The organism is Armatimonadota bacterium (assembly GCA_025059775.1).
Classification (GTDB): domain Bacteria; phylum Sysuimicrobiota; class Sysuimicrobiia; order Sysuimicrobiales; family Sysuimicrobiaceae; genus Sysuimicrobium.
In genome coordinates, this window is the sequence record JANXCW010000009.1 from 1 (window position 1) to 22,431 (window position 22,431).

The 22,431-nt window shown below is 68.6% G+C and carries 24 protein-coding genes, 1 tRNA gene and 1 pseudogene; 3 read left to right on the top strand and 23 right to left on the bottom strand.

Going from position 1 to position 22,431, the window contains the following annotated elements; genetic code table 11:
• The 4 genes from N0A24_07790 to N0A24_07805 form a co-directional block, all read right to left on the bottom strand.
• Positions 1–733: hypothetical protein (locus N0A24_07790; GenBank protein ID MCS7173278.1), on the bottom strand; the 733-nt coding region annotated here is incomplete at its 3' end.
• Between the two features lie 7 nt (positions 734–740).
• Positions 741–1,088, bottom strand: coding sequence for a hypothetical protein (locus N0A24_07795; protein ID MCS7173279.1), 348 nt, complete (start codon positions 1,086–1,088; stop codon positions 741–743).
• A gap of 37 nt (positions 1,089–1,125) precedes the next feature.
• Complete coding sequence (locus tag N0A24_07800; protein MCS7173280.1) at positions 1,126–1,689, bottom strand: CRISPR-associated ring nuclease; 564 nt, start codon at positions 1,687–1,689, stop codon at positions 1,126–1,128.
• A gap of 319 nt (positions 1,690–2,008) precedes the next feature.
• A tRNA-Thr gene (locus tag N0A24_07805) sits at positions 2,009–2,083 on the bottom strand.
• Between the two features lie 121 nt (positions 2,084–2,204).
• On the opposite strand from N0A24_07805, the gene N0A24_07810 reads away from it, so the two are divergent.
• On the top strand, positions 2,205–2,897 hold the full coding sequence (locus tag N0A24_07810; GenBank protein ID MCS7173281.1) for a heat-stable protein: 693 nt from the start codon (positions 2,205–2,207) through the stop codon (positions 2,895–2,897).
• Positions 2,898–3,035: 138 nt separating this feature from the next.
• Here N0A24_07810 and N0A24_07815 read toward each other — a convergent pair whose 3' ends face one another.
• The 12 genes and pseudogenes from N0A24_07815 to N0A24_07870 form a co-directional block, all read right to left on the bottom strand.
• Complete coding sequence (locus N0A24_07815) at positions 3,036–3,692, bottom strand: metal-dependent transcriptional regulator (protein MCS7173282.1); 657 nt, start codon at positions 3,690–3,692, stop codon at positions 3,036–3,038.
• Between the two features lie 9 nt (positions 3,693–3,701).
• Positions 3,702–4,493 (bottom strand): annotated as a pseudogene (locus tag N0A24_07820) (metal ABC transporter permease).
• 29 nt (positions 4,494–4,522) lie between these two features.
• Positions 4,523–5,281, bottom strand: coding sequence for a metal ABC transporter ATP-binding protein (locus tag N0A24_07825; GenBank protein ID MCS7173283.1), 759 nt, complete (start codon positions 5,279–5,281; stop codon positions 4,523–4,525).
• Complete coding sequence (locus N0A24_07830) at positions 5,278–6,171, bottom strand: metal ABC transporter substrate-binding protein (protein MCS7173284.1); 894 nt, start codon at positions 6,169–6,171, stop codon at positions 5,278–5,280. The genes N0A24_07825 and N0A24_07830 overlap by 4 nt, the downstream gene beginning before the upstream one ends.
• Positions 6,168–6,818 (bottom strand): metal-dependent transcriptional regulator, encoded by a 651-nt coding sequence (locus tag N0A24_07835; protein MCS7173285.1) that lies wholly within the window; start codon positions 6,816–6,818, stop codon positions 6,168–6,170. Before N0A24_07835 ends, N0A24_07830 begins: the two co-directional genes overlap by 4 nt.
• 75 nt (positions 6,819–6,893) lie before the next feature.
• Positions 6,894–7,874 carry a cation diffusion facilitator family transporter gene (locus tag N0A24_07840; protein ID MCS7173286.1) on the bottom strand — a complete coding sequence of 327 codons (981 nt, stop codon included), beginning with the start codon at positions 7,872–7,874 and terminating at the stop codon, positions 6,894–6,896.
• A 56-nt stretch (positions 7,875–7,930) separates the two neighbouring features.
• Positions 7,931–8,938 (bottom strand): radical SAM protein, encoded by a 1,008-nt coding sequence (locus N0A24_07845; protein ID MCS7173287.1) that lies wholly within the window; start codon positions 8,936–8,938, stop codon positions 7,931–7,933.
• Between the two features lie 64 nt (positions 8,939–9,002).
• Positions 9,003–10,145, bottom strand: a complete 1,143-nt coding sequence (locus tag N0A24_07850; GenBank protein ID MCS7173288.1) for a peptidoglycan DD-metalloendopeptidase family protein — start codon at positions 10,143–10,145, stop codon at positions 9,003–9,005.
• Positions 10,142–11,038 carry an ABC transporter permease gene (locus N0A24_07855; protein ID MCS7173289.1) on the bottom strand — a complete coding sequence of 299 codons (897 nt, stop codon included), beginning with the start codon at positions 11,036–11,038 and terminating at the stop codon, positions 10,142–10,144. Before N0A24_07855 ends, N0A24_07850 begins: the two co-directional genes overlap by 4 nt.
• Positions 11,039–11,075: 37 nt before the next feature.
• Complete coding sequence (gene ftsE / locus N0A24_07860; GenBank protein ID MCS7173290.1) at positions 11,076–11,768, bottom strand: cell division ATP-binding protein FtsE; 693 nt, start codon at positions 11,766–11,768, stop codon at positions 11,076–11,078.
• An 87-nt stretch (positions 11,769–11,855) separates the two neighbouring features.
• Positions 11,856–12,176 carry a divalent-cation tolerance protein CutA gene (locus tag N0A24_07865; protein MCS7173291.1) on the bottom strand — a complete coding sequence of 107 codons (321 nt, stop codon included), beginning with the start codon at positions 12,174–12,176 and terminating at the stop codon, positions 11,856–11,858.
• Positions 12,177–13,355 carry a HEAT repeat domain-containing protein gene (locus N0A24_07870; protein ID MCS7173292.1) on the bottom strand — a complete coding sequence of 393 codons (1,179 nt, stop codon included), beginning with the start codon at positions 13,353–13,355 and terminating at the stop codon, positions 12,177–12,179.
• Between the two features lie 117 nt (positions 13,356–13,472).
• Between N0A24_07870 and N0A24_07875 the strand changes: the two genes are divergently transcribed.
• A complete protein-coding gene (locus tag N0A24_07875) occupies positions 13,473–13,817 on the top strand; it encodes a hypothetical protein (GenBank protein ID MCS7173293.1) in 345 nt (114 codons plus the stop codon).
• Entirely contained in the window at positions 13,814–14,407 is a 594-nt protein-coding gene (hpt, locus tag N0A24_07880; protein MCS7173294.1) for a hypoxanthine phosphoribosyltransferase, read from the top strand. The genes N0A24_07875 and hpt overlap by 4 nt, the downstream gene beginning before the upstream one ends.
• Here the strand turns inward: hpt and N0A24_07885 are convergent.
• The 7 genes from N0A24_07885 to N0A24_07915 form a co-directional block, all read right to left on the bottom strand.
• On the bottom strand, positions 14,373–16,832 hold the full coding sequence (locus tag N0A24_07885; protein ID MCS7173295.1) for an ATP-dependent Clp protease ATP-binding subunit: 2,460 nt from the start codon (positions 16,830–16,832) through the stop codon (positions 14,373–14,375). The two genes, hpt and N0A24_07885, sit on opposite strands and share 35 nt — an antisense overlap.
• A gap of 215 nt (positions 16,833–17,047) precedes the next feature.
• Entirely contained in the window at positions 17,048–17,515 is a 468-nt protein-coding gene (gene greA, locus N0A24_07890; protein MCS7173296.1) for a transcription elongation factor GreA, read from the bottom strand.
• 59 nt (positions 17,516–17,574) lie between these two features.
• On the bottom strand, positions 17,575–18,702 hold the full coding sequence (locus tag N0A24_07895; GenBank protein ID MCS7173297.1) for a shikimate dehydrogenase: 1,128 nt from the start codon (positions 18,700–18,702) through the stop codon (positions 17,575–17,577).
• A gap of 25 nt (positions 18,703–18,727) precedes the next feature.
• Positions 18,728–19,696, bottom strand: a complete 969-nt coding sequence (locus N0A24_07900; protein MCS7173298.1) for a quinate 5-dehydrogenase — start codon at positions 19,694–19,696, stop codon at positions 18,728–18,730.
• Between the two features lie 47 nt (positions 19,697–19,743).
• Positions 19,744–20,538, bottom strand: coding sequence for a type III pantothenate kinase (locus tag N0A24_07905; protein ID MCS7173299.1), 795 nt, complete (start codon positions 20,536–20,538; stop codon positions 19,744–19,746).
• A gap of 1 nt (position 20,539) precedes the next feature.
• Positions 20,540–21,280 (bottom strand): ECF transporter S component, encoded by a 741-nt coding sequence (locus N0A24_07910; protein MCS7173300.1) that lies wholly within the window; start codon positions 21,278–21,280, stop codon positions 20,540–20,542.
• A 206-nt stretch (positions 21,281–21,486) separates the two neighbouring features.
• On the bottom strand, positions 21,487–22,431 hold the full coding sequence (locus tag N0A24_07915) for a P1 family peptidase (protein MCS7173301.1): 945 nt from the start codon (positions 22,429–22,431) through the stop codon (positions 21,487–21,489).

Sequence of the window (22,431 nt, forward strand, 5' to 3'; positions counted from 1 at the left end):
CCCGCGCGTGTTCTGCTTCCTCGAGCGGAACCCTGTCCGGAGGTGCCCCGCCGTAGCAGGCCGCAAGGGCGCGGAAGCGCTGCTCCAGGGCGCGGACCAGGTGGTGGAAGCGGACCGGGTAGATCAGGTCGCCGCCCAAGTCCAGGCGCACGGGAGAGGCGAACCGGACGGTGACGCGGGTGCGGTCTGGCAGAGCCGGTTCGCCTACCAGCTGCTGCAGCGTCAGCGTAGGAGCGTCGGTCCGGAGCGTCCCGTCCGAGGCGTAAACGGGTAGAAAGCGGCTTCCGTCCCAGGCCTCGACCTGCTCCAGCCGGAGGCGGTGGCGGTTGGGTCCCAGGCCGATCCGGCCGAGGTCAGCCAGCGCCAGCACGTAGTAGGGCAGGTCCAGGTTGGCCCGTCCTACCAAGACCATCTCGAACTCCACGGGCTCCCCAGGCCTGAGCTCGGGCCGCCAGGGCCTCCCGAAGGGTACCCGCAACACGAACGGCACCGGCATGCGCCCGTAACGTCCACCCTCGGAGGAGGGCTCCCGCGCGAACGGCTGGAAAAGGACGGGGTAGGCGCACCGGAACCGCAGGAGGCAGGCGGCACAGTCCGGCAGCCGGGTCACGCAGACCATGCGGCGCAGGACGTGGCCCAACCCGCCCCGGAGGGTGGGTCCCAGGAACCTAGGGAGCCGCCCGCCTTCCTCCGACACCCACCGGAACCGGTACAGCCCGACCTCGAACGCCATCACCCCCTCACTTGAGTGAGTACAGGACCGACACGACCGGCGTGTTCGCGGGCATGTACTGGCACCCCGCGTCTACGAGGTGCCGGTAAGTCACGGCGCTCAGTGGAAGCCGTACGGCCTGGTCCATCTCGTAGTCCAGCCGATCCGAGGCGTACAGGGTGTCCGCGAGTGCGATGACCCCGAGGATGTAGGCCGTTCGCTCGCTGGTGGGCATAAACCGCCAGATGTCACACGTGTAGCCACGAACGGCGCCTGCGTAGTAGGTGGCCGTCATGGCGATAGGGTTCCCCGGCTCCGCCAGGGCCGAACCTCCCACCAGCAGCGCCGCAACGGGCAGCAGGATCCAGTACCGCATGGTCTCGTACCTCCCGACAGATGTGTTCGGGAGGAGATTAACCGCTCCGCGACCTCCGCGCATGAGAAGCGTTTCCCTTTCTGCTTAGTGAGCGGTTCCCGACACCGGTTTGGGGGTTTGCGACGAGCTCGAAATAAGGAACGAGTTCTGCGAGAAGCACGGCCCGGTTGGCCGGCGGCTCCGGAAACCCCAGCCAGTCCTCCAGCTTGTCGTAGACCGCGCTCAGCTGATTGGCCACAGTCCTGGAACTGCGGCCCAGGCGGCGGGCGATGGCGGCGTTGTCCAGTCCCTGACAGGCCAGGCGGGCCACGTCCCGCTCGGCCTTCGTGAGCCAGCGCTCCGCGAACTCCCGCCTCCGGCGCATCCGCTCGCCCCGGACGATCTCCTCGTAGCGACGGATCGCCTCCGCTGGGTCATTCAGCTCTGCCATGGCCTCCAGCATTACCCGGGAATCTGTCCACCGGAGCACAGGCACCGATACGAGCCATACCTCCTCTCCCGGATCCAGGTGCATGCACCGCTCTATTCCCGGGGCCCACCCCTCGGTGAGCAGGTGCCACACATGGTCCTCTGGGCCAAAGAGAAGCTGTGCGACGACCATGGCCGCCACCCCCCATCACCTTCCGACCGCCTGCAATGGAGGGGTGCACGATTTTTCCCGCTCGCTTGAGATCCCGAACGAGGCAGTAGAGGACCCGCAGGAGGACCTGTACGTCGGCCGGGCGGGGCATCCATTGGTCCGAGGTCCCGACCGTGGTAGCCATGGTCAACGGACAGGAACGGCCCGGCGAGGGCTGAACGACCGTGTAAAGCCTTCGGTTGAGCCCTCGGGTCGTAGGTTGTCTATGCCTGAACGAAGATCCACGGCTCACCCAGGGGAGACCGTATCAGGGGGGCACCGTCGAGGGAACAGAGACCACTGGAGCCGGCGGCGGGATTCGAACCCGCAACCCGCGGATTACAAATCCGCTGCTCTTCCCTTGAGCTACGCCGGCCCGTAGACAGTCTAGCATGGGCCAGATGGGCTCTTCTGCTCCCCGAAAGGGCCGCATCGGTCCGCCCTTTACACTCCCCCCCCACCATCGGTATGGTGGAGGGGGACCTGGAGGTGCAGACGTGCGGAGGATCCTCCGATACGTGATGCTTGCCGCTGAGCCTCGGGGCGATGTGGACGCGGTCCACCGTCTCGTGAGATCCGCGACAGAGGCGGAGGCAGACGCCATTGCGGTAGTGGGCGACCTCACCGGCCCGAATCCCACCGCAGAGACCCTCGCGGCCCTCTTCAAGATCCTGGGTTCCGCCAATCTCCCCACCTATCACGTTCCAGGACCGGACGACGCGCCCATCGTGGACTACCTCCGGGAGGCTTACAACGTCGAGCTCGTCTACCCCTACATGCACAGCGTACATGGCACCTTCTCCATTGGACCTGGGCATGTGGTCTTTGCCGGCATGGGCGGGGAGATCGTGGACGAAAGGGTCCGCGCCCGGGAGGAGGTCACCCGGCTGCGCTACGAGGCCTGGGAGGTGGAGTACCGCCTGAAGGTGTTGCAGGAGCTGAAGGACTCCCTCAAGGTGTTCCTCTTTACGACCCCGCCCGCCCATCGGGGCCTCGGAGAAACCGGCAGTCAGGAGCTCGCCCAACTCATCAAGACGTACAACCCGCAGCTGGTGGTGGTTCGCACTCCGGAGCTGCGCACGGAGCTGCTCGGAACCTCCCTCGTGGTGAGCCCGGGGTACCTCACACGGGGATCCGCGGCCCTCTTTGATTTCCGGGAGCGTCGGACGGAGCGTCTTGCCCTGGGCTGACTCCATACCCGCTCCTCGAACCGGACCGCGACCATCAGCCACGGACCCAGGTCCTCTGCTCGGATCGGAACCAAGCCGTCCCGGAGATGGGGGTAGCCTACCCCGACCCTTCCGCCACCGCAGTCCTCACCGCCATGCTCAATCCGCGGCGGTGAGGACTGCCGTCGCCAGATCCGGCTCCAGCATCTCCTCCCGGTCGTCCACCCGAATCCGCACGCCCTCCGGATGCACCTCCAGCACTTCAAGGCGGACGCCCGGGAGGATCCCCTTCTCCGAAAGGCGACGCAGGACCTCCGGATCCTCGTCCTCCACCTCCAGGACGTCCACCGTCTCGCCGCTTTGTCGCTCCACAAGCCGGCGGACCGGCTCCCAGGATTCCCGCTCGTCCCGGGGAATGCGGGCGCCGTGAGGGTCCCGAGCCGGGCGTCCCAGGGCTTCGTCCAGCTCCGCTGCGAGCTCCCGGGGAGAGAGGTGTTCCAGGCGCTCCGCCTCCGCGTGCACGTCCGTCCACGGTACGCCTCCGCGGTCTACCAGGTACCGCTCCCAGAGCCGATGGGAGCGCACCAGGGCCACCGCCTGCTCCCGGCCCCGGTCGGTGAGCAGGATTCCACCGTCCCGGAGCTGCACCAGCCCCTCCCGCGCGAGGCGCCGGACAAGGGCGAGGACCGCGGTGGGCGCCAGGCCCAGGCGTCGGGCGAGGTGGTGGACGGAGATCCCCCTGCCGCGGTCCGCGAGGTAGGCCTGCTTCAACAGGTCCTCCAGCGCCACCCGTCGGGCAGTCCGACGTCTCCGCATGGCATTCCACAGCATCCCCTCCCGGGGACCCAGGAGCATGGCGAGGAGGAAGAGGGCGGTGGCTACGAGCACCATGGTGGGACCGGAGGCCACGTTCAGGTGGTAGGAGAGGTAGAGACCGCTCAGGCCCGAGGCCACCCCTACCGCGACCGCCAGGGGGATCATGCGGGACATGCGGTCCACCAGGAGGTAAGCGGTGGCGCCCGGGGTAATCAGCATGGCCACCACCAGCACGATTCCCACCGCCTGCAGGGACGCCACGATGGTCACGGAGAGCAACAGCATGAGGGTGTAGTGGAGGGCCGCCACGGGGACCCCCATGGCGCTCGCCGCGGTGGGGTCAAACGTCCACAGCACCAGCTCCTTGTAGAAGAGCGCCACCACCCCGAGCACCACGACCCCCGTGGCCGCGGTGAGCAGGAGGTCGGTGTCCGATACGCCCAGCACGTTGCCGAACAGGATGTGGAAGAGGTCTATGGCACGGCTGCGGATGCGGCTGATGAGCACGAATCCGAGGGCGAAGGCACCCGTGAAGAGGATCCCCATGGCGGAGTCCTCTTTGATACGGGAGTGCCGCTCCACCGCGGAGATTCCCAGGGCCGTCGCCATCCCCGTCCCCACGGCCCCGAGGAAGAAGGGAAGATGGAACAGGTAGGCAAGGGCCACCCCGGGCAGCACCGCATGGGAGATGGCGTCCCCCAGCAGGGCCCACCGCTTCACGAGGAGAAAGCAGCTCAGAACCGCGCAGATCCCTCCCACCATCACCGCGGCCAGGAGGGCCCGCTGCATGAACGCGTACTGCAGGGGAGCTATGAAGATCTCCGAAAGGGTCATGGCGACTTCCCCCTTCTCCGATCCGCAATTTCCAGCAGGGTGAGGCGGCCCCCATAGGTGCGCTGCAGGAGGGCCGGCGTGAAGACCCGCTCCGGCGGTCCGTAGGCCACCAGCACCTGATTGAGGAGCAGGAGACGATCGAAGGCGGTCTGTGCCCGGCTGAGGTCGTGGGTGGCCACCACCACGGTCCGCCCCTCCTGCTGCAGGCGGCGCAGCAGGGCGTAGATGGTCTCCTCCGTGGCCGCATCCACCCCCACGAAGGGCTCATCCAACAGCAGCACCCGGGCCTCCTGGGCCAGGGCCCGGGCGAGGAAGACCCGCTGCTGCTGGCCGCCCGAGAGCTGTCCGATCTGGCGATCCGCAAACCCTTCCATCCCCACCTGCTGAAGGGCCTTGCGGCTCAACTGTCGGTCCTCAAACCTCGGCCTCCGGATCAGTCCCAGATGGACGAACCGCCCCATGAGGACCACCTCCTCTACCACGATGGGGTAGTCCCAGTCCACCTCGCTGCGCTGGGGTACATACGCCACCAGGCGCCGGGCCTGCGGGGCGGGCTGTCCGAAGATCCGCACGGATCCCGTGTCGGGAACGGCCAGCCCCACCAGGGCCTTGAGGAGGGTGGACTTCCCGGCCCCGTTGGGGCCCACGAGGCCCACGAGAAGGCCTGGCTCGATCTGGAAGGAGACATTGCGGAGGGCGGGCTGCCCCCGGTAGGAGACCGTGAGGTTGCGCACCTCGATGGCCATTTCCCTCATCGCAAGGCCTCCACCAGCACCCCGACGTTGTGCCGCATCATCCCGAGGTAGGTGTCGGCTCCGCTCCCGGGCGGCCCCAGGGAGTCCCCGTAGAGCCTGCCACCGATGCGCACCCCCGCCTCCCGGGCCACCCGCTCCATGAGCTTCGGGTTGATGGTGGTCTCCACGAACACCGCGGGTACCCGCTCCTGCCGGATACGGTCCACGAGGCGTGCGATCTCCTGAGCGGAAGGCTCGTCCTCTGTGCTGATCCCCCAGATGGTCCCCACCACCCGAAGACCGTAGCGGTGCCCGAAGTAGCGGAAGGCATCGTGGGTGGTCACGAGCTTCCGATGGGCAGGCGGTATCTGCTGGATCTGCTCCCGGATCCATCGGTCCAGCTGCACGAGCTCCCGGAGGTACCGCTCCGCGTTCGCCCGGTAGACCATGCGCCCCGCGGGATCGAAGGCCTCCAGGGCATCGCGGATGTTCCGGACGTACGCCTGTGCGAACACGGGATCCACCCAGAGATGCGGGTCTGGATCGCCCCGATCCAGGCCGGCTTCCTGGACCGCGGGCCGTAGCCCTCGGGTGGCCTCCACCAGGACGAACCGGCCGCCCGCATTCTCCACGAGCTTCTCCAGCCACTTCTCCAGCTGGAGGCCGTTGTAGATCACCACCTGCGCTTCCGCAATGCGCTGTACGTCCCGAGGGACGGGCTCGTAGGTGTGGGGATCCGTGCCCACGGGAAGGAGGCTGGTAACCAGCAGGCGGCTCCCCGCCACCTGACGCGTGAAGTCCGCGAGGATGCTGATGGTGGCCACCACGTGGGGTTTGTCCGAGCCCGGATTCCCCGCGGGCGCCGTGCAGGCGGCCAGGAGGATTCCGAAGAAGGGGAGGAGTCGCCTCACAGCTCGGTCTCCACGAAGACGCTCTCCGCCACCCGCCGGGCCAGCCGCACCACGGCCCCGGAGGAGAGTTGCACCTCCACCCGGCCATCCGGGCGCCGCCCCAGGATCCAAGCCCGCTCTCCGGGGAGCAGCCCCAGGCGTGCCACCTGTCGCAGGGTGCGGGCGTCGCTGTCCCGCACCCGGGCCACACAGACCGCGCCCGGGGAGACCTCGCTGAGGCGCGGGAACCGTTGTTCCCGGAGCCGTCCCTCCCGGGTGGGGATAGGATCCCCGTGGGGGTCGAACCGAGGGTCGCCCAGGGAGGCCGCGATGCGCTCCGCGAGCAGATCGGAAAGCACATGCTCCAGGCGCTCCGCCTCCGCGTGCACCGCTTCCACCGGTAGCCCCAGGCGGTCCGCCAAATACCGCTCCACAAGCCGATGGTGCCGAATCACCTCCAGGGCCGCCCGCTCGCCCTTCGGGGTGAGCCGCACTCCGCGATAGGGGGTATGGGTGACAAGCCCGCGGGCGCTCAGGCGTTTGAGCATCTTGGTGACGGAGGCGGGAGCCACCCGCATGCGCCGGGCGATGGCGTTGGTGCTCACCCACCCGCCCTGTGCCAGCTTGTAGATCACCTTCAGGTAGTCCTGGATGGCCGCGGTGGTCATGGGTTCCCCTCCATGCGGAGGAGGTTGGATTTAGCTCCTGCTAATTTTGCTCCGGCTAAAATTTTACCCCACCCGTCAAGCGCGCTCCCGGGACTCCAGAATGCCGGAGTCGTCCCTTCCGGGCGCAGGGCCTGCCCCTGCCCGAATGGGGGGGCACCGGGGACACGCGGGGCCGCACGGCTCCACGTGGATGGTGATGTCCGCGTCCGGCAGCTCCCCGCGGATGTCCTCCTCCAGGCGGTCGCAGAGGGTATGGGCCTCCCCCACGGGGAGGGTCCGGTGGAGGACCAGGTGAAGATCGACAAAGCGCTGCGGTCCCACCCTGCGGGTCCGCAGGGCGTGGTAGTCCACGATCTCGTCCCGGTGCGCATCCAGGATGGCCCGGATCCTCGCCTCCTCCGGAGGCGGAAGCGATTGGTCCATGAGGCCTCCGAGGGCCTCCCGGTACACCCCGGCGCCCATCCGCACGATGTGCAGGCCTACAGCCCCGCCCACCACCGGATCCAGCCACTCCAGGCCCGTGAGCCGGACCAGGCCCACACCCCCGAGGGCGGCGAGGGAGGTCAACACGTCCGCCAGCAGGTGCCTGGCGTCCGCCTCCAGAGCCAGGGATCGCACCTCGCGCGAGATGCGCAGGAGGAACCGGGCGGTCAGGTAGTTCGCGAGGGTCGCGAGGGCCACCAATCCGAGTCCCCAGTCCAGGGCCTGCAGGGGTACGGGACGCAGGAGGCGCCGGAGGGCGGTGAACACCACCCACCCACCGGCCACGGCCACCAGGGCGCCCTCCGTGGCCCCGCTGATGTACTCCGCCTTCCCGTGGCCGTACGGGTGTCCGGCGTCCGGAGGTCTTGTGGCCACCGCCAGGGCCACCAGGGCGATGTTCGCCGCCACCACGTTCACCACGGACTCCGCGGCGTCCGAGAGAAAGGCCACGGAGCCCGTGAGGAGGTAGGCGGCGGCCTTGAGGCCGAGGATCCCCACGCTCACGCTCACGGAGACGAGAGCGGCCCGCACCTGCGGCGTCCTGAGGCCCAGGTGGTGTGGAAAGCGCGACATCCCTGGAGTGCCTCCAAAGGCCGTGGGAGGTTCCGGGCCTCCGGACCCTCTCCCTGCTACAACCACAGCATCCCCGGGATCCGGCGCCAGCGGCGGTCCAGTCGCCACAGCCCGGCTTCCCGGGCGTACCGGTATGCCTGTTCCAGTTCCTCCGGGAAGATGCGGCGGTTGATGTCCCGGTACTTGGGATCCATCTTGGCCTTCCAGGCGGGGTAGTACTGATCCATGACGTTCACGTAGGTATCGGGGGACAACCGCCCCAGCCAGTGCAGGATCTCCCGGGTGTCCTCCAGCATGCCCGGCATCACCAAGTGCCGCACCAGGAGCCCCCGCAGGGCGATTCCGTCCTCGTTCGCCATGAGGTCGCCCACCTGGGCGTGCATGGCGGCGATCACCTGGCGGGCCACCTCTGGGTAATCGGGAGCCAGGAGGTAGCGGCGGGCCCGTTCCTTATTCCAGAGCTTGAAGTCCGGCATGTAGATGTCCACCACCCCGTCCATGAGCCGGATGGAGTGAAGGCTGTCGTAGGCGCTGGTGTTGTACACGATGGGAATCCGTAGCCCTTTCCCGATGGCATACGGAAGCGCCTCCAGGATCTGCGGCACCACGTGCTCTGGGGTCACGAGGTTGATGTTGTGACACCCCAGCTCCTGCAGTCGCAGCATCATGGCCGCAAGCTCCTGCGGCGTCACATCCACCCCTTCCCCGATCTGGCTCGTTTCGAAGTTCTGGCAGAAGACGCAGCGCAGGTTGCACCACGAGAAGAAGATGGTCCCAGACCCCCGCCAGCCCCGCAGCGCATCCTCCTCCCCGAAGTGCGGGAAGAAGGCGGAGACCCGGGCGTACCGGCCCACCCGGCACACCGCAAACCGGTTCTCCAGTCGGTTCACGTGGCAGTTCCGGGGGCAGAGGGTGCAGTCGCGCATCGCCTCCAGGGCCTCCTCCACCTTCTCCCGCAGCCGCCCCTCCTCGTAGGTCCGGAGGTAGGCAGGGGTGAACTCCCGGAGCACAAACCGACCGTCCCCGTGGACCTCCCGGGGAATTCCACGCTGTGCGAGCAACACACCAATCCCCTCCCCTCCATTCTCGACGGGCAAGGACACCCCCGGCAAGGCCCACGGAACGGGCTTACGGACCCAGGGGATCCACGGGGCGTCCCCCGATGCGCACCTCGAAGTGCAGGTGGGGGCCCGTGGTGTATCCCGTGGTCCCCACCCGCCCGAGCAGGAAGCCGGCCCGGACTTGCTGACCCGGGGAGACCAGGATGGCGGAGAGATGCCCGTACAGGGTGCTGACCCCTCCCCCATGGTCGAGGAGCACGATCTTCCCGTATCCCCCGAACCAACCCGTGTACAGCACGGTGCCCGGGGCCGCGGCGTAGACCGGGCTCCCCCAGGGTGCGGCGATGTCCACGCCCGTGTGCATCCTCCGGATCCGGAAGAGGGGGTGCAGACGGAACCCGAACCCGGAGACCACCGATCCCCGGGCCGGCCAGACAAGTCCTGCCCGGATGCGCAGGCCGATCCGGGTAGCCGCGGCGTTGCCCTGCAACCGGCGGATCAGGGCTTCCAGGCGCCGGGAATCCTCTTCCAGTTCCTCCACGGCCCGCTCGTACAGGGCGCGCTCCCGGGAGATGCGGTCGAGGAGCAGCCGTTTGCTTCGCTCGTGCTCTCGAAGGGCCCGGGCCCGAGCCACCATGGCCTGCGCGAGGACTTCTATCTCCCGGCGCTGGGCCGCCAGCTTCGCCCGGAGATCCCGCCACGCCTCGTATTCCCGGCGCGTTCGTTTAAGGAGTCCCACGTCCGCCTGCACGATGCGGCTCAGGAACCGGAAGCGGTTGAGGAGCTCCGGGAAGGTGCTGGCTCCCAGGAGCACATCCACGTATCCGGCCCTGCCGGTCCTGTAGAGGTCCCGAAGCCGTTTCGCGAGCCTAGCCCTGCTCCGTCCCAGGAGCACTTCCGCGGCCTCAAGGTGGGCCCGCGTGCGGCGTTCCTGCGCGCGGAGGTGCTGGAGCCGAGCCTCCAACACCTCCCGCTCCCGCTCCACGGCTTCCCGGGCCCGCTCGATGCGCTCCAGCTCAGCCAGAACCCGGCGCTCCCGGGCCCGGCTGAGCTGCAGGGCCCGCCGCTTCTGAGACAATGCCTCCCGGAGTCCCCGCAGCTCCTGCTGCTTCCGGTCCACAACCACCGGAAACCCTGGGGCTGGCGTGGCCACGAGCAGCCCCACCAGGAGGCCCAGAGCTCCCCGAAACCCGTTCCGCGCCGGTCTCACGGCCGCAAGAACCTCAGGGTGGTTAGCGCGCTTGCTCCCCCCGCGATCCCCACCCCGCTCGCCAGGAGCACCGCGGCCAGGAGCGGAAGGGCCTTCTGGGGTGGGACCACGGGCCAGATGGGCCAAGCGGATGTAAGGAGCCGTACCCCGAGGCTGTACCCCGCCCCCAGCACTCCCAGGGCCAGCAACGCGGCCAGCCCTCCGTGGAGGATCCCCTCCACGAGGAACGGGGCCCGGATGAACCCGCCCCCGGCTCCCACCAGCCGCATGATCTCGATCTCCTGCCGTCGGGCGTGGATGGTGAGGCGCACGGTGTTCATGATCACCACCACGGCCACCATCCCCAGCACCGCGGTAGCCCCCCCTCCCACCCACCGCACCAGGCGGGTCACCGCCAGTATCCGCTCCACCACGTCTCCGCCGTGGACCACCTCCTCGACTCCGGGAACGGACCGCAGGGCCCGGGAGATGCGCGGGAGGTCCCCGGGGTGAGCGGGGTATACCTCCAGGGTGTCCGGAAGGGGATTGGTCTGCACCACATCCCGGAGGTCCAGCCCCAGGGATTCCTGGAGCCTGCGGAGGGCTTCCTCCTTGGGGACGAACACGGCCCGCTGGCCTATGCGTCCCGCGGCCTCCACCGCTTGCTGGATCTGTCTGGGGCTTAACCCTTCCCGCAGGTAGGCCACCACCACGACCTGGGCTTCCACGTGGGCGGTCAGACGCTGGAGATTGAGGAGCACGAGGAACGAACCTCCCAGGGCGAGGAGCGCCGCCAGGAGGGTGGTCACGGAGGCCATGCTCATCACCCCGTGCCGCCGGCTCCCTTGCCACCCGGCAAGCAGGGCGTAGCCTGCGGTAGCAAGGGCCGCCGTGATCCTCTGCCGGAACCCCAAGGACCCAGGCTCCCCGGCGACCCCGCTCACCGAGAATTCATGAACCCCCGAGGTATCCACCCCACGCCTCGTCCCGTACCACCTGACCCTCCGCAAGCTCCACCACCCGGCGGCGGAGGATGTCCACGAGGAGTCGGTTGTGGGTAGCCATCACCACCGTGGTCCCCTGGAGGTGAATGCGCACCAGCAGCCGCATGATCTCCCACGAGGTCTCGGGGTCCAGGTTTCCCGTGGGCTCGTCCGCGAGAAGGAGCCCTGGGCGGAGGGCAATGGCCCGGGCAATGGCCACCCGTTGCTGCTCTCCCCCCGAAAGCTCGTGAGGGAAGGCGTCCGCCCGGTCCAGGAGGCCTACCGTCTCCAGTGCCCACCGGATCCGGGGGGGGATCCAATCGGGAGGCGTCCCCGTCACCCGGAGGACGAAACCCACGTTCTCCGCCACGGTCCGGTCCCGGAGCAACTTGAAGTCTTGGAACACCACCCCGATCCGCCGCCGCAGGCGGGGCACCTCCCGCGGCCGGAGCCGGTTGACCTCCACCCCGTCCACCCACACAGCGCCCTCCGTGGGGACCTCCGCCCGGTACAGGAGGCGCAGGAGGGTGGACTTGCCAGCCCCCGAGGATCCCACCAGGAACACGAACTCCCCGGGCTCGATGGAGAGGGAGACTCCCCGGAGGGCCACGATGCCGTTCGGGTATACCTTCGTTACCTTCTGGAGAACCACGCGCGCCATGGCCTGCCGGGGCCCTCGGAGGGCACCCCTCTGTTTGAGTTATCCGGGAATTTCCGAAATTCCTCTTGGTTGGGGGAATTCGGGGCCCTACGAGTGGGCAGCCACGGAATCCACAAGCCAGGCGAGGTAGTCGGGGTTTCCTCCCTCGATGGAGAGCGCCACGACCTCGGGCACCGTATAGGCGTGGAGGGCCCGGACCCGGTCCACGAGGGCGGGGAGGCGCTCCCGGGTGGTCTTCACCAGCAGCAGCGCCTCCTCCGCCTCCTCCACCGCGCCCTTCCACCAGTAGATGGAGTGGAGACCATGGATGAGGTTCACGCAGGCCGCGAGGCGCTCGTGCACCAGGGCCCGAGCGATCCGCAGGGCTTCCTCCTTGCTCGAGCAGGTGATGAGGCAGACGAGGGGCATTCAGTCCTGCTCCCGCCACCAATCCGCGGAGACATCCCGCCCCTTGAACACGCGGACTGTGGGTTTGGCAGGTGCTCCGGCCCGCTCCCGGGCAACCCGGGAGCGGAGCGCCTCATACTCCCGCAGATCCGTGAGGACCTTGAGGGTGTTCCAGATCACCTCCTCCAGCTGCCCCGCCCCCTTCGTGAGCAGGGCGATGAGGGGCTCGATCACGCTCTTGTCGTGGAGCTTTCCGAGGAGCTTGACGGCGATCCGGCGCACATCTAGGTCCTCGTCCTCCAGCAGCCGCAGCAGCTCCTCCTTCGCCCGGGCTCCCGCCACCTCATAGAGGGCCCGCATGGCGAACTTCCGCACCTTGGGATTCGGATGCCTCAGGACGGCCCGGAGGCTTTCCTCCGTCTCCGGCGAGGCCAGCTTGCGGAACGCGGCGGCCACCTGGGGTGGCAGCTGCGCCTCCCGATCCCCGTGCGGAGGCTCAATCACCCCTCGCTCCTCCAGCCGGGGCAGGTGGTTCACCACCGCCTCCTGCATCCGGGGGTCCGTGAGGAACAGGCGCACCAGGGGTTCTACCACCCGCTCATCCCCCAGCCGGCACAGCAGGGCGATGGCGGACTCCCGGATGTGGACGTTCTCGTCCTGCAGGGCCGCGAGGAGCGGCTCCACCGCCCGGCCACGGAGGTCCATGATGATGCGGAGGGCCAGGTTCTGCACCCGGCGCCGGGTGCCGCGGTCCCGGAGGGTCTCCAGCAGGGGGCGGACCGCGGCGGGCCCGGCGCGCTTGAGGGCGTCCACCGCCGCAGCCTGCAGATTTCGCTCGCGCCTGCCCAGCACCCGCACCAGGCCGGTTACCGCCCCTGGATCGGGAGCCTGGAGGATTTGGTTAAGGGCCTCCTGCACCACCTGCTCGGACCGATCTCCCAGGGCGAACCGGATGCCCTCCAGGGCCCGGGGATCCCGGTGCCGCAGGCGCCCCAGGGCGTGCACCGCGCTCTTGCGCACGTACTCGTCGGGGTCGTCCAGGATGCGGCTGAGGGCCTCGATGGCCCGCCCTACAAGCTCCGCCGGCGCTTCTGGGACCTCCAGCTTGCCCAGGGTGAGGGCCGCGTCGCTGCGTACCGCCGCATCGGGGCTACGCAGGTTCTCCAGCGCGCGCTCTACCATGCCTTCCCAGTTGGCCATTGAGATCGTCCTCCCTTTGGGCCTGACTCAATTCTCGCATGGGGCCTTTGCACCAGGCAAACGTCCTCGGGTTGCCAGGGGCTTTGCATCCGGGTACATATGGGGGGGGTGAACTCTGTGCCTTCTGCGCCGAGCCGAACCGCGCCGCCCAAGTTCGCGAACGCCGCGGAGGCGGCGTTCGCCCGGATCCTGGACTACTACGGGATCCGGTGGGAGTACGAGCCCCGCTCCTTCGTCCTGGCGTGGGACAAGGAGGGACGTCCTACGGAGCGGTTCACCCCCGACTTCTACCTCCCGGACTTCGACCTGTACATCGAGCTCACCACCCTCAAGCAGCGGCTGGTGACCCGCAAGAACCGGAAGCTCCGGCGGCTGCGGGCTCTCTATCCGGACGTCCGGATCCAGCTCTGGTACGCCCGGGACATTCAGAACCTCCTCCGTAAGTACGGCCTCATCCCATGAGCACCCCTCTCGAGGCCGACATCGCGGAGATCCTGATCCCATCCGACCGGCTCCAGCAGCGGGTCCGAGAGCTCGCGCGGGAGATCGAGCGGGACTACCGGGAGCTCCGTCCCATTCTGGTCGGGGTCCTTCGCGGCTCCGTGTACTTCCTCACGGACCTTACCCGCCACCTCCGCATCCCGCACGAGATCGACTTCATGGCCATCGCCGCCTACGGAACCCGCCACGCCACCACGGGGGCCGTGCGTCTCCTCAAGGACCTGGAGGACGAGGTCACGGACCGCCACGTGATCCTGGTGGAGGACATCGTGGACACCGGCCTCACCGCGGCGTACCTCACGCGCCTGCTGCGCGCCCGCAGGCCCGCCAGCTTCACCATCTGCGTCCTGCTGGACAAGCGGGCCCGCAGGATCGCAGAGAACCTCCCCCTGGGCTACATTGGATTCGAGATCCCCGACCGGTTCGTGGTCGGCTACGGGCTCGATTTCCGCCAGCTGTACCGGAACCTGCCCTTTGTGGGTGTGCTGCGGGAGGAGGTCCTCACCCAGGAGTCCCCTACTCCCCCTGAACCCCAACCGCCTCACGCTTGAGCTCAAAGCGCAACCGGCCCTCCGTCACATCCACCACCACGGTGTTCCCGCTCGTGAACCGGCCACGGAGGATCTCGTCGGAGAGAGGATCCTCCACCAGCCGCTGGATGGCCCGCCGCAGGGGCCGGGCGCCGTAGGTGGGATCGAAGCCCTCCTGCACCAGCAGATCCTTGGCAGCATCCGTGAAGTCCAGCTCGATCCCGTGCGTCCGCACCTCCCGCTGGACCCGGTCCAGCATGATGTCCACGATGGCCCGCATCTGCTCCTTGGTGAGGGGCCGGAACACGATGACCTCATCGATGCGGTTGAGGAACTCGGGTCGGAAGGTCCGCTTGAGCTCCTCCAGCACCTGCTCCCGCATCCGCTCGTAGCTGCGCTCCTGCTCTGCCTTCTCGTCCGTGATAGCCCGGAATCCGAGGGTCGGCACGGACCGCTCAATCTGGGGGGCACCGATGTTGCTGGTCATGATGATGACGCAGTTCTTGAAGTCCACGGTCCGGCCCTGGGCGTCCGTGAGACGCCCGTCGTCCAGGATCTGTAGAAGCACGTTGAAGATCTCCGGATGCGCCTTCTCGATCTCGTCCAGCAGGACCACGCTGTAGGGACGCCGACGCACCGCCTCCGTGAGCTGTCCCCCCTCCTCATACCCCACGTATCCCGGGGGTGCCCCTACAAGACGGGAGACGGTGTGCCGCTCGCTGTACTCCGACATGTCGATCCGGATGAGGGCGTTCTCGTCCCCGAAGAGGAACTCCGCCAAGGCCCGGGCCAGCTCCGTCTTCCCCACGCCCGTGGGCCCCAGGAAGATGAAGGAACCGATGGGCCTCCGGGGATCCTTGAGACCCGCCCGGGCCCGGCGTACGGCCCGGGAGACGGCCGCCACCGCGTCCTCCTGCCCCACGATCCGCCGGTGGAGGGCCTCCTCCATCTTCAGCAGCTTCTGGGTCTCCGCCTCCACCAGCTTCGTCACCGGGATCCCGGTCCAGCTGCTGACCACCTCCGCGATGTCCTCCGCGGTCACCACATTGAAGTCCCGGCGGTGCTGGGCCCGCCAGCTGGCCTCCAGCTCCTCCAGCTTCTGGCGCTGCACCCGCTCTCGGTCCCGCAGCAGCGCGGCCCGCTCGAAGTCCTGGTTGCGGATGGCCTCCTCCTTCTCCCTCCGGACCCGCTCCACCCGCTCCTGGGCCTGCCGCAGCTCCGTGGGCAGGAAGGAGGCCTGGATGCGGATCTTGCTCGCGGCCTCATCCATGAGGTCAATGGCCTTATCCGGGAGGTAGCGGTCCGTGATGTATCGGTGTGCCAGCTGCGCCGCGGCCACCAGAGCCTCGTCGCTGATCTTTACCTTGTGGTGCGCCTCGTAGCGCTCCCGCAGGCCACGGAGGATCTCGATGGTCTGCTCCACGGTGGGCTCGCTGACGAGGATGGGTGCGAACCGACGCTCCAGGGCTGCATCCCGCTCGATGTACTTCCGGAACTCGTCCAGGGTGGTGGCGCCGATGCACTGCATCTCCCCCCGGGCCAGGGCGGGCTTGAGGATGTTGCTGGCGTCGATGGCGCCCTCCGCGGCTCCCGCGCCCACCAGGGTGTGCAGTTCGTCCACGAAGAGGATCACCTCTCCCTGGGCCCGGCGGATCTCGTCCATCACCTTCTTCATCCGCTCCTCAAATTCACCCCGGTACTTGGTTCCCGCCACCAGGGCCGGGAGATCCAGCTGCACCACGCGCTTGCCGCGCAGGATCTCCGGAACCTCCCCGCGCACGATCCGCTGGGCCAAGCCCTCCACGATGGCGGTCTTGCCCACCCCGGGCTCTCCGATGAGGGCGGGGTTGTTTTTCGTGCGGCGGCTCAGGATCTGGATGACCCGTTCAATCTCCTTCTCTCGTCCGATGACGGGATCCAGCTTCCCCTCTCGCGCCATCTTGGTAAGGTCGCGGCCGAACTCGTCCAGGGTCGGGGTCTTGCTCGCGGGACGCGTGTACGGAGTCGTCCCCTCCTCCCCGAGGAGGTAGACCACCTGGGCCCGAACCCGCTCCAGGTCCGCGCCCATGGCCTCCAGCACCCGGGCCGCCACGCCCTCGCCCTCCCGGATGAGGCCCAGGAGGAGATGCTCGGTACCGATGTAGTTGTGGCCGAGCCTCCGAGCCTCGTCCAGGGCCAGCTCCAGCACCTTCTTGGCCCGGGGGGTGAAGGCCACCTCCTCGTAGGGGGCCCGGTCTCCCCGGCCGATGGCTGCCTCGATCTCCACCCGGATGCGATCCAGGGAAATCCCCAGGCTCTCGAGGACCTTGCTGGCCACTCCCTCCCCCTCCCGCACGATCCCCAGGAGGATGTGCTCGGTGCCCACCGCGCTGTGGTTGAGCCGCTTGGCCTCGTCCTGGGCCAGGATGATCACGCGCCGCGCGCGCTCCGTGAAGCGTTCAAACATCGCCATCTGCTCCCTGCCCTTCTCCCCTCACCGGATCCCTCGCCCGCACTCTCCGCATCCTATCCCTCCTATGCATTCCCCGTGCCAGTCCCTTCTCCCTCGGACCTCTCACCCGGAGAAACGAGCCTGTCAGCTCGTTTCTGCCCACCGCCACAAAACAGAAACCGCCGGAGTTCCCGGCGGCAGGACCTCCCTCCTCACATCTCCCCGCGCCCTCAGGTCAGGATCTGGATGATCTCGTAGACCGCCCTGCCGCCGGGGGTCTGGACCTCCACCACCTCCCCGGGCCGCCGCCCGAGCACGGCCTGCCCCACGGGGGACTTATGGGAGATGCGGTTCTGCATGGGGTCCGCCTCCGCGGACCCGACGATCTGGAACTCGAACTCCTCTCCCGTACCGAGCTCCCGCAACCGCACTCGCGAACCGATCTCCACGGTACCGTTGGAACCGTTCTCCGCAATCACCCGGGCGTTCCGGAGGAGTGCTTCCAGCTCCCGGATCCTCCCTTCCACGAAGGCCTGCTCGTTCTTCGCGTCCTCGTATTCCGAGTTCTCACTGAGGTCCCCAAACTCCTTGGCCTGCCGGATCCGCTCGGCCACCTCCCGACGCCGGACCGTCCGGAGATACTCCAGCTCCTCCTCCAGCTTCCTGAATCCCACGGGCGTGAGGAAGATCTCCTCCATCCGCGTCACCTCACCCGGAAAAGAAACACCGTGGACGATCCTCGTCCACAGTGTTGGCGTTACCCCCTGGTGGACCGGGCTGTCCCCATTATAGGGGAGCGGGAAGACCCTGCCAAGCCCACCCCCCGGGCCCGATCCCGGATGCGATCCACCTCCTCCTCCGGAAGGGTCCGTTCGAGCCGGCGGAAGGCCGCGAGCCGGAACCCGTGCTTGTTCGCCAGACGCGCGATCTCCTGGACCTGCTCCACCGTGAGGTCTCGCCCCAAACTGAAGCTCTCGTAGCGACCCTCCAGGGCCAGGATCATGGTCTCCGCCATGCAGGCCTCACAGGTGCGCGGTGGGTACCCGAAATCGAATCCGAACTCCGCCTCCCCCGGAACCTCGATCACGCTCCCGTCGATCACCAGCACGTCGTCCCGGTGCTGGTACACGGCCTGGGAGACGTTACGGGGACGCGCCACATCGCACACCACGGCTCCGGGCTTGAGATCATCAGGTTCCAGCAGGACCCGGGGAGCGCTGGTAACCGCGAGGATGATGTCCGCGTCCCCCACCGCGGTGCGGGGGTCCATGCTCACCGTTACCTCCACCTGGGCCTCCCCCAGAATCCGCTCCCGGAGGGCTTCCAGGCGCTTACGGTTGCGGGCTACGAGCACCAGGGAAGGGACCTGGCGGGCCAGGATGCGGGCGCACACGGACCCGATGGCCCCCGTGGCCCCCACAACCGCGGCCCTGGCTTCCGAGAGGGAGATCCCCATGCGGTCCGCGGCCCGCAGGGCCCCCTCGATGGCGGTGGCCGCGGTGTAGGAGTTGCCCGTGGTGACCGCAAGGCGGGTGTTTGCGGCCACCGTCACCCCCGCATCCCCCACCACCTTCGTGAAGGCCCCCAGACCCAGGATCCTCGCGCCCAACCGCTCCGCGAGCCGGGCACACTGGATGAGCCGGTGGTACACGAACCGGAGGTCGGATTCCAGGAGCGTGCGAGGGGTGAGCGGAAGTCCGATGAGCCACCCCTCCGCCTGGGACCCCACGGGCGAGCGGATGCCCGTGATGTGGGAGAGCTCCATGGGCGGGAGGAGCTTGAAGACCTCCTCCACCCAGCGGGGCGGGAACCAGCGGGTGAACGCGAACCGCCAGCTGAAGTGCACGGGCTCCAGCGGATGGAGGACGAACGCGAACCGCTCCATGGAAGACCCGGACCTCCTCTCCATCCTAGCGCTCCACGGGCATGGCCTGCGCGCCTCTCCACGCCTTCCGGAGGTGGTCAGACCGGGGCGCGTTGAGCCAGCTCACCCGGGGCCGGAAGCCGAACCGGTGCATCCACGTCATGTACTCCTCGGGGGAGATGGCCTCTGGATCCTTTCCGGCAAAAGCCACCACCAGGGCCTGGAGCACATTGGTGGCGAAGGAGCGCCCCCCGAGCTCCGGCCCCGTGGTCACCAGCAGTGCCACCCCCCGACGCCGCAGGTCCTCCACGTCCTCCGGGGTGACGGTTTGCGTCAGCACCACCCGATCGGGGAGCTGGTGGGGCATGTAGCGCCGGATGTAGTGGAAGTCCCCGCACACCACCTCCGCCCACCGGAAGGCCCAACCGAATCGTGGCGTGCTGCGCTCCTGCTTCCGCCCGGTAGGGTAGAACCACCGGAAGGGGAGGCGGGAGATCACGGGGAGGAGCAGAGCTCCCAGGATCTGGACGCTGCACAGGGAGCGGAGGGGAATGGGAAGCCCCAGGGCGAAGAGAAAGTCGCCGTACAGGACCCGCGCCCCGACCTCGAACAGGGCCTCGGCCATTCCATATCGATCCACGGAGTTCACCTGGAGCACCCTCCGGCCCGTCAGGGGAAGCCCTACCTCCCGCGGCAGGAACTCCTTGATCAGATACCGTTCCCACGTGTGCTTGATGCCGTTTCCGTCCACCACGGGGGTGCGCCGGACGTCGCACACCAAACGTACGATGTCCCGGATGTAGTAGCGCCGGCAGCCGGTTTCCACGAAGAGATCCGCACCCCCGATCCCGATGGCGTCCACCCTTCCGTCCAACTCCCGGAGCCACTCGCGGAACCGCGCGTAATCTCCATCCGTCCCGATGCGCTCGATGCGCACCCGCTCCCCCAGCAGCTCCAGCTCCACCCGGGCATCCCTCCGGGAAGAGCCCAGGCTCAGGCTCACCACCCGCTTCATCCTGGGAGTAGGGTAACACGGTTCCCCTCCCGCGGGAGGGGAAGGAGTTAGGGAACGCGGAGTTCCGCGCGATTACGCAGGTACAGGATGCGCAGGCCCTCCAGGGTGAGGAGGGGGTCGTGGTGGTCGATGCAGGAGGCATCGTGGAGGACGAGCTCCGCCCATCCGCCCGTGGCCACCACCGTGGTCCCTCCGCCCAGCTCCGCCTTCATGCGGGCCACGATCCCCTCCACCAGGCCCACCGCGCCCCAGAAGATCCCTGCCTGCATGGCGGCCACCGTGCTGCGGCCGATCACGCTCCTGGGACGGACGAACTCCACCCGGCGTAGCTGCGCTGCGTGCTCCACCAAGGCCTCCGCGGAGACCCTGATCCCGGGTGCGATGGCGCCGCCCAGGAAGTCGCCCTCCCGGGAGACCGCGGTGAAAGTGGTGGCGGTCCCCAAATCCACCACGATGGTGGGTCCTCCGTACCGGGCGTAGGCGGCTACCGCGTTGCAGATGCGGTCCGCGCCCACCTCCCGGGGGTTCTCGTACAGGATGCGCATCCCGGTCCGGATCCCAGGCCCCACCATGAGGGGCGCACATCCGAAGTACTTGTCGCTCAGCCGCTCCATGGTGTCCACGAGGGGCGGGACCACACACGCCACCGCCACGTGCTGGACATCCCGGATTTGGAGGCCGTGGTGGCGGAAGAGGGCGTCCAGCAGCATCCCGTATTCGTCCTCGGTCCGGGCAGGGTCCGTGGCGATCCGCCAGTGCACAAGAGGGGAGCCTTCCCGCTCGGGCCGGTCGTAGACCGCGGCCTTGATCAGGGTGTTGTTCACGTTGAGCGCGAGCAGCATCCTACACCAGCCGCGCCGCCCGGAGTGCCCGGTACACGGGCACGGTCACCACCACCGCCAGCAGGGCTTCCGGAAGCCCGTGGGTGGCTCCCACCACCACCGCGGCTCCTGGAGGCATGAGCTGAGGGAACCGCCACACGATCAACCCCAGCACCCCCACGGTATTCGTGAGCGTGCCCACCACCGCCGCGGCCGCCACGGGAGCCGCCTCCCCCCGGAGCAACCAGTACGCCAGGGTGGCCACTCCCACCCCGCCCAGGAGGGACACGATCGGGTGACTCACGGCTGCGGAGGCCACCGTGTGGTAGAGGTTCACGAGCCAGCTGGGCTGGACCTTTCCCACCCGGAAGGCCGCCTCGAAGGCCTGGGCCCCCGGCCCCAGCACCGCGTACACCGCGGCCCCGCACGCCAGACACGCGACCCCGCGGGCGGCGCGGCGGCTCAGGACCGCGAAGGCGTAGGAGGCAAGCACCCCGATGAGGATCCTGGGCCCGAAGGCGATGAGGGGATCCTTGAAAAAGGGCAGGGTGGCGCGGCTGAAGCTGAAGAATCCGAACACCGCACCCACCAGCGCCCCGGCCACCGGCCCCCTGGCGATGCCCGCGAGGATGGCGGGGAGGTGCATGGTAGTGGCAGCACCCGCGGGGGTGGGTGCGGGGATGAAGCCGATTCCGGGGACGAGTCCCATCACCGCGCTGAGGGCACCCAGAACCCCGACCATGGTGAGATCCCTCGCCTGCAAACGAAACCCCCTCCGCACCCGCGGAGAGGGCAGGCTTCCGGCTCCCATACTCCACCTCCGTTCCAGTCTGGATCCCCCAGTACCGGACGGACCGAAAGGTCTTCGGCTCGCCGGGTCCGGCTCCTCCGGAAGGATACCGGCCAGTTCAGCCCCAGAGTACCACCGAGCCGGAGTGGAAGCAAGCAGATGCACGCGGAGGCCCTCGCCTACCCATCCGCGAGCCCGGGGACCCCGTGCAGACCCCGGGCCAGCCGGACGGCCCTGCGGATGGCCTCCGCCACCACGTCTGGGACCGCCGCGGCCACCGCCTCGTAACTGCCCTCCACGGCCCCCGTGGCGAGGACGAAGACCACGTCCCCGTCCAGGGAGGTGTGCGAGGGGGAGACGGCCCGGCTGATGCCATGGTGGGCTAAGCGGGCAAGGCGATTCGTTGCCGCTTTGTCTAACCGGGCGTTCGTCGCCACCACACCGATCACGGTGTTCCCGAGAGGCCGGAACCCCCCGCCCCGCCCCAGGAGGGAGCGAGAGCCCACGAACGCTCCAGTCAGCGGATCCCGGGTGCCCGCGAGGATCGTCCCGTCCTCCGCCACCACGTCCCCCACCGCGTTCACCACCATGAGGGCACCCACCAGGACGCCCTCAGCAAGCCGCACCGACCAGCTTCCCACCCCGCCCTTCATGGCTCCCGCAGGCCCGAGGAGCTTCCCTACCGTGGCCCCGGTTCCCGCCCCCACGCTTCCCTCCTCCACGGGCCCGGAGGTCGCAGCCACACACGCCCGGTAGCCCATCTCTGGGCCCGGCCGGACGTCCGGCCGGCCCAGGAGGAGGTCGTAGATCACCGCCGCGGGCACGATGGGCACCCGTGCCACCCCCGTCTCAAACCCCACCCCTCGCTCCTCAAGATACCGCATCACGCCGTCCGCCGCGGCGAGCCCGAATGCGCTCCCCCCCGTAAGGAGCACCGCGTGCACCTCCTGCACCGTGGCGAGGGGGTGCAAGAGGTCGGTCTCCCGGGTACCGGGCGCAAAGCCCCGCACCTCCACCCCTCCCACCGCGCCTTCCCCGCACAGCACCACGGTGCAGCCGGTGGCCGCCGCGAGGTCCGTGGCGTGCCCCACGCGGATCCCCTCCACCTCCGTGAGGCCCGGCAT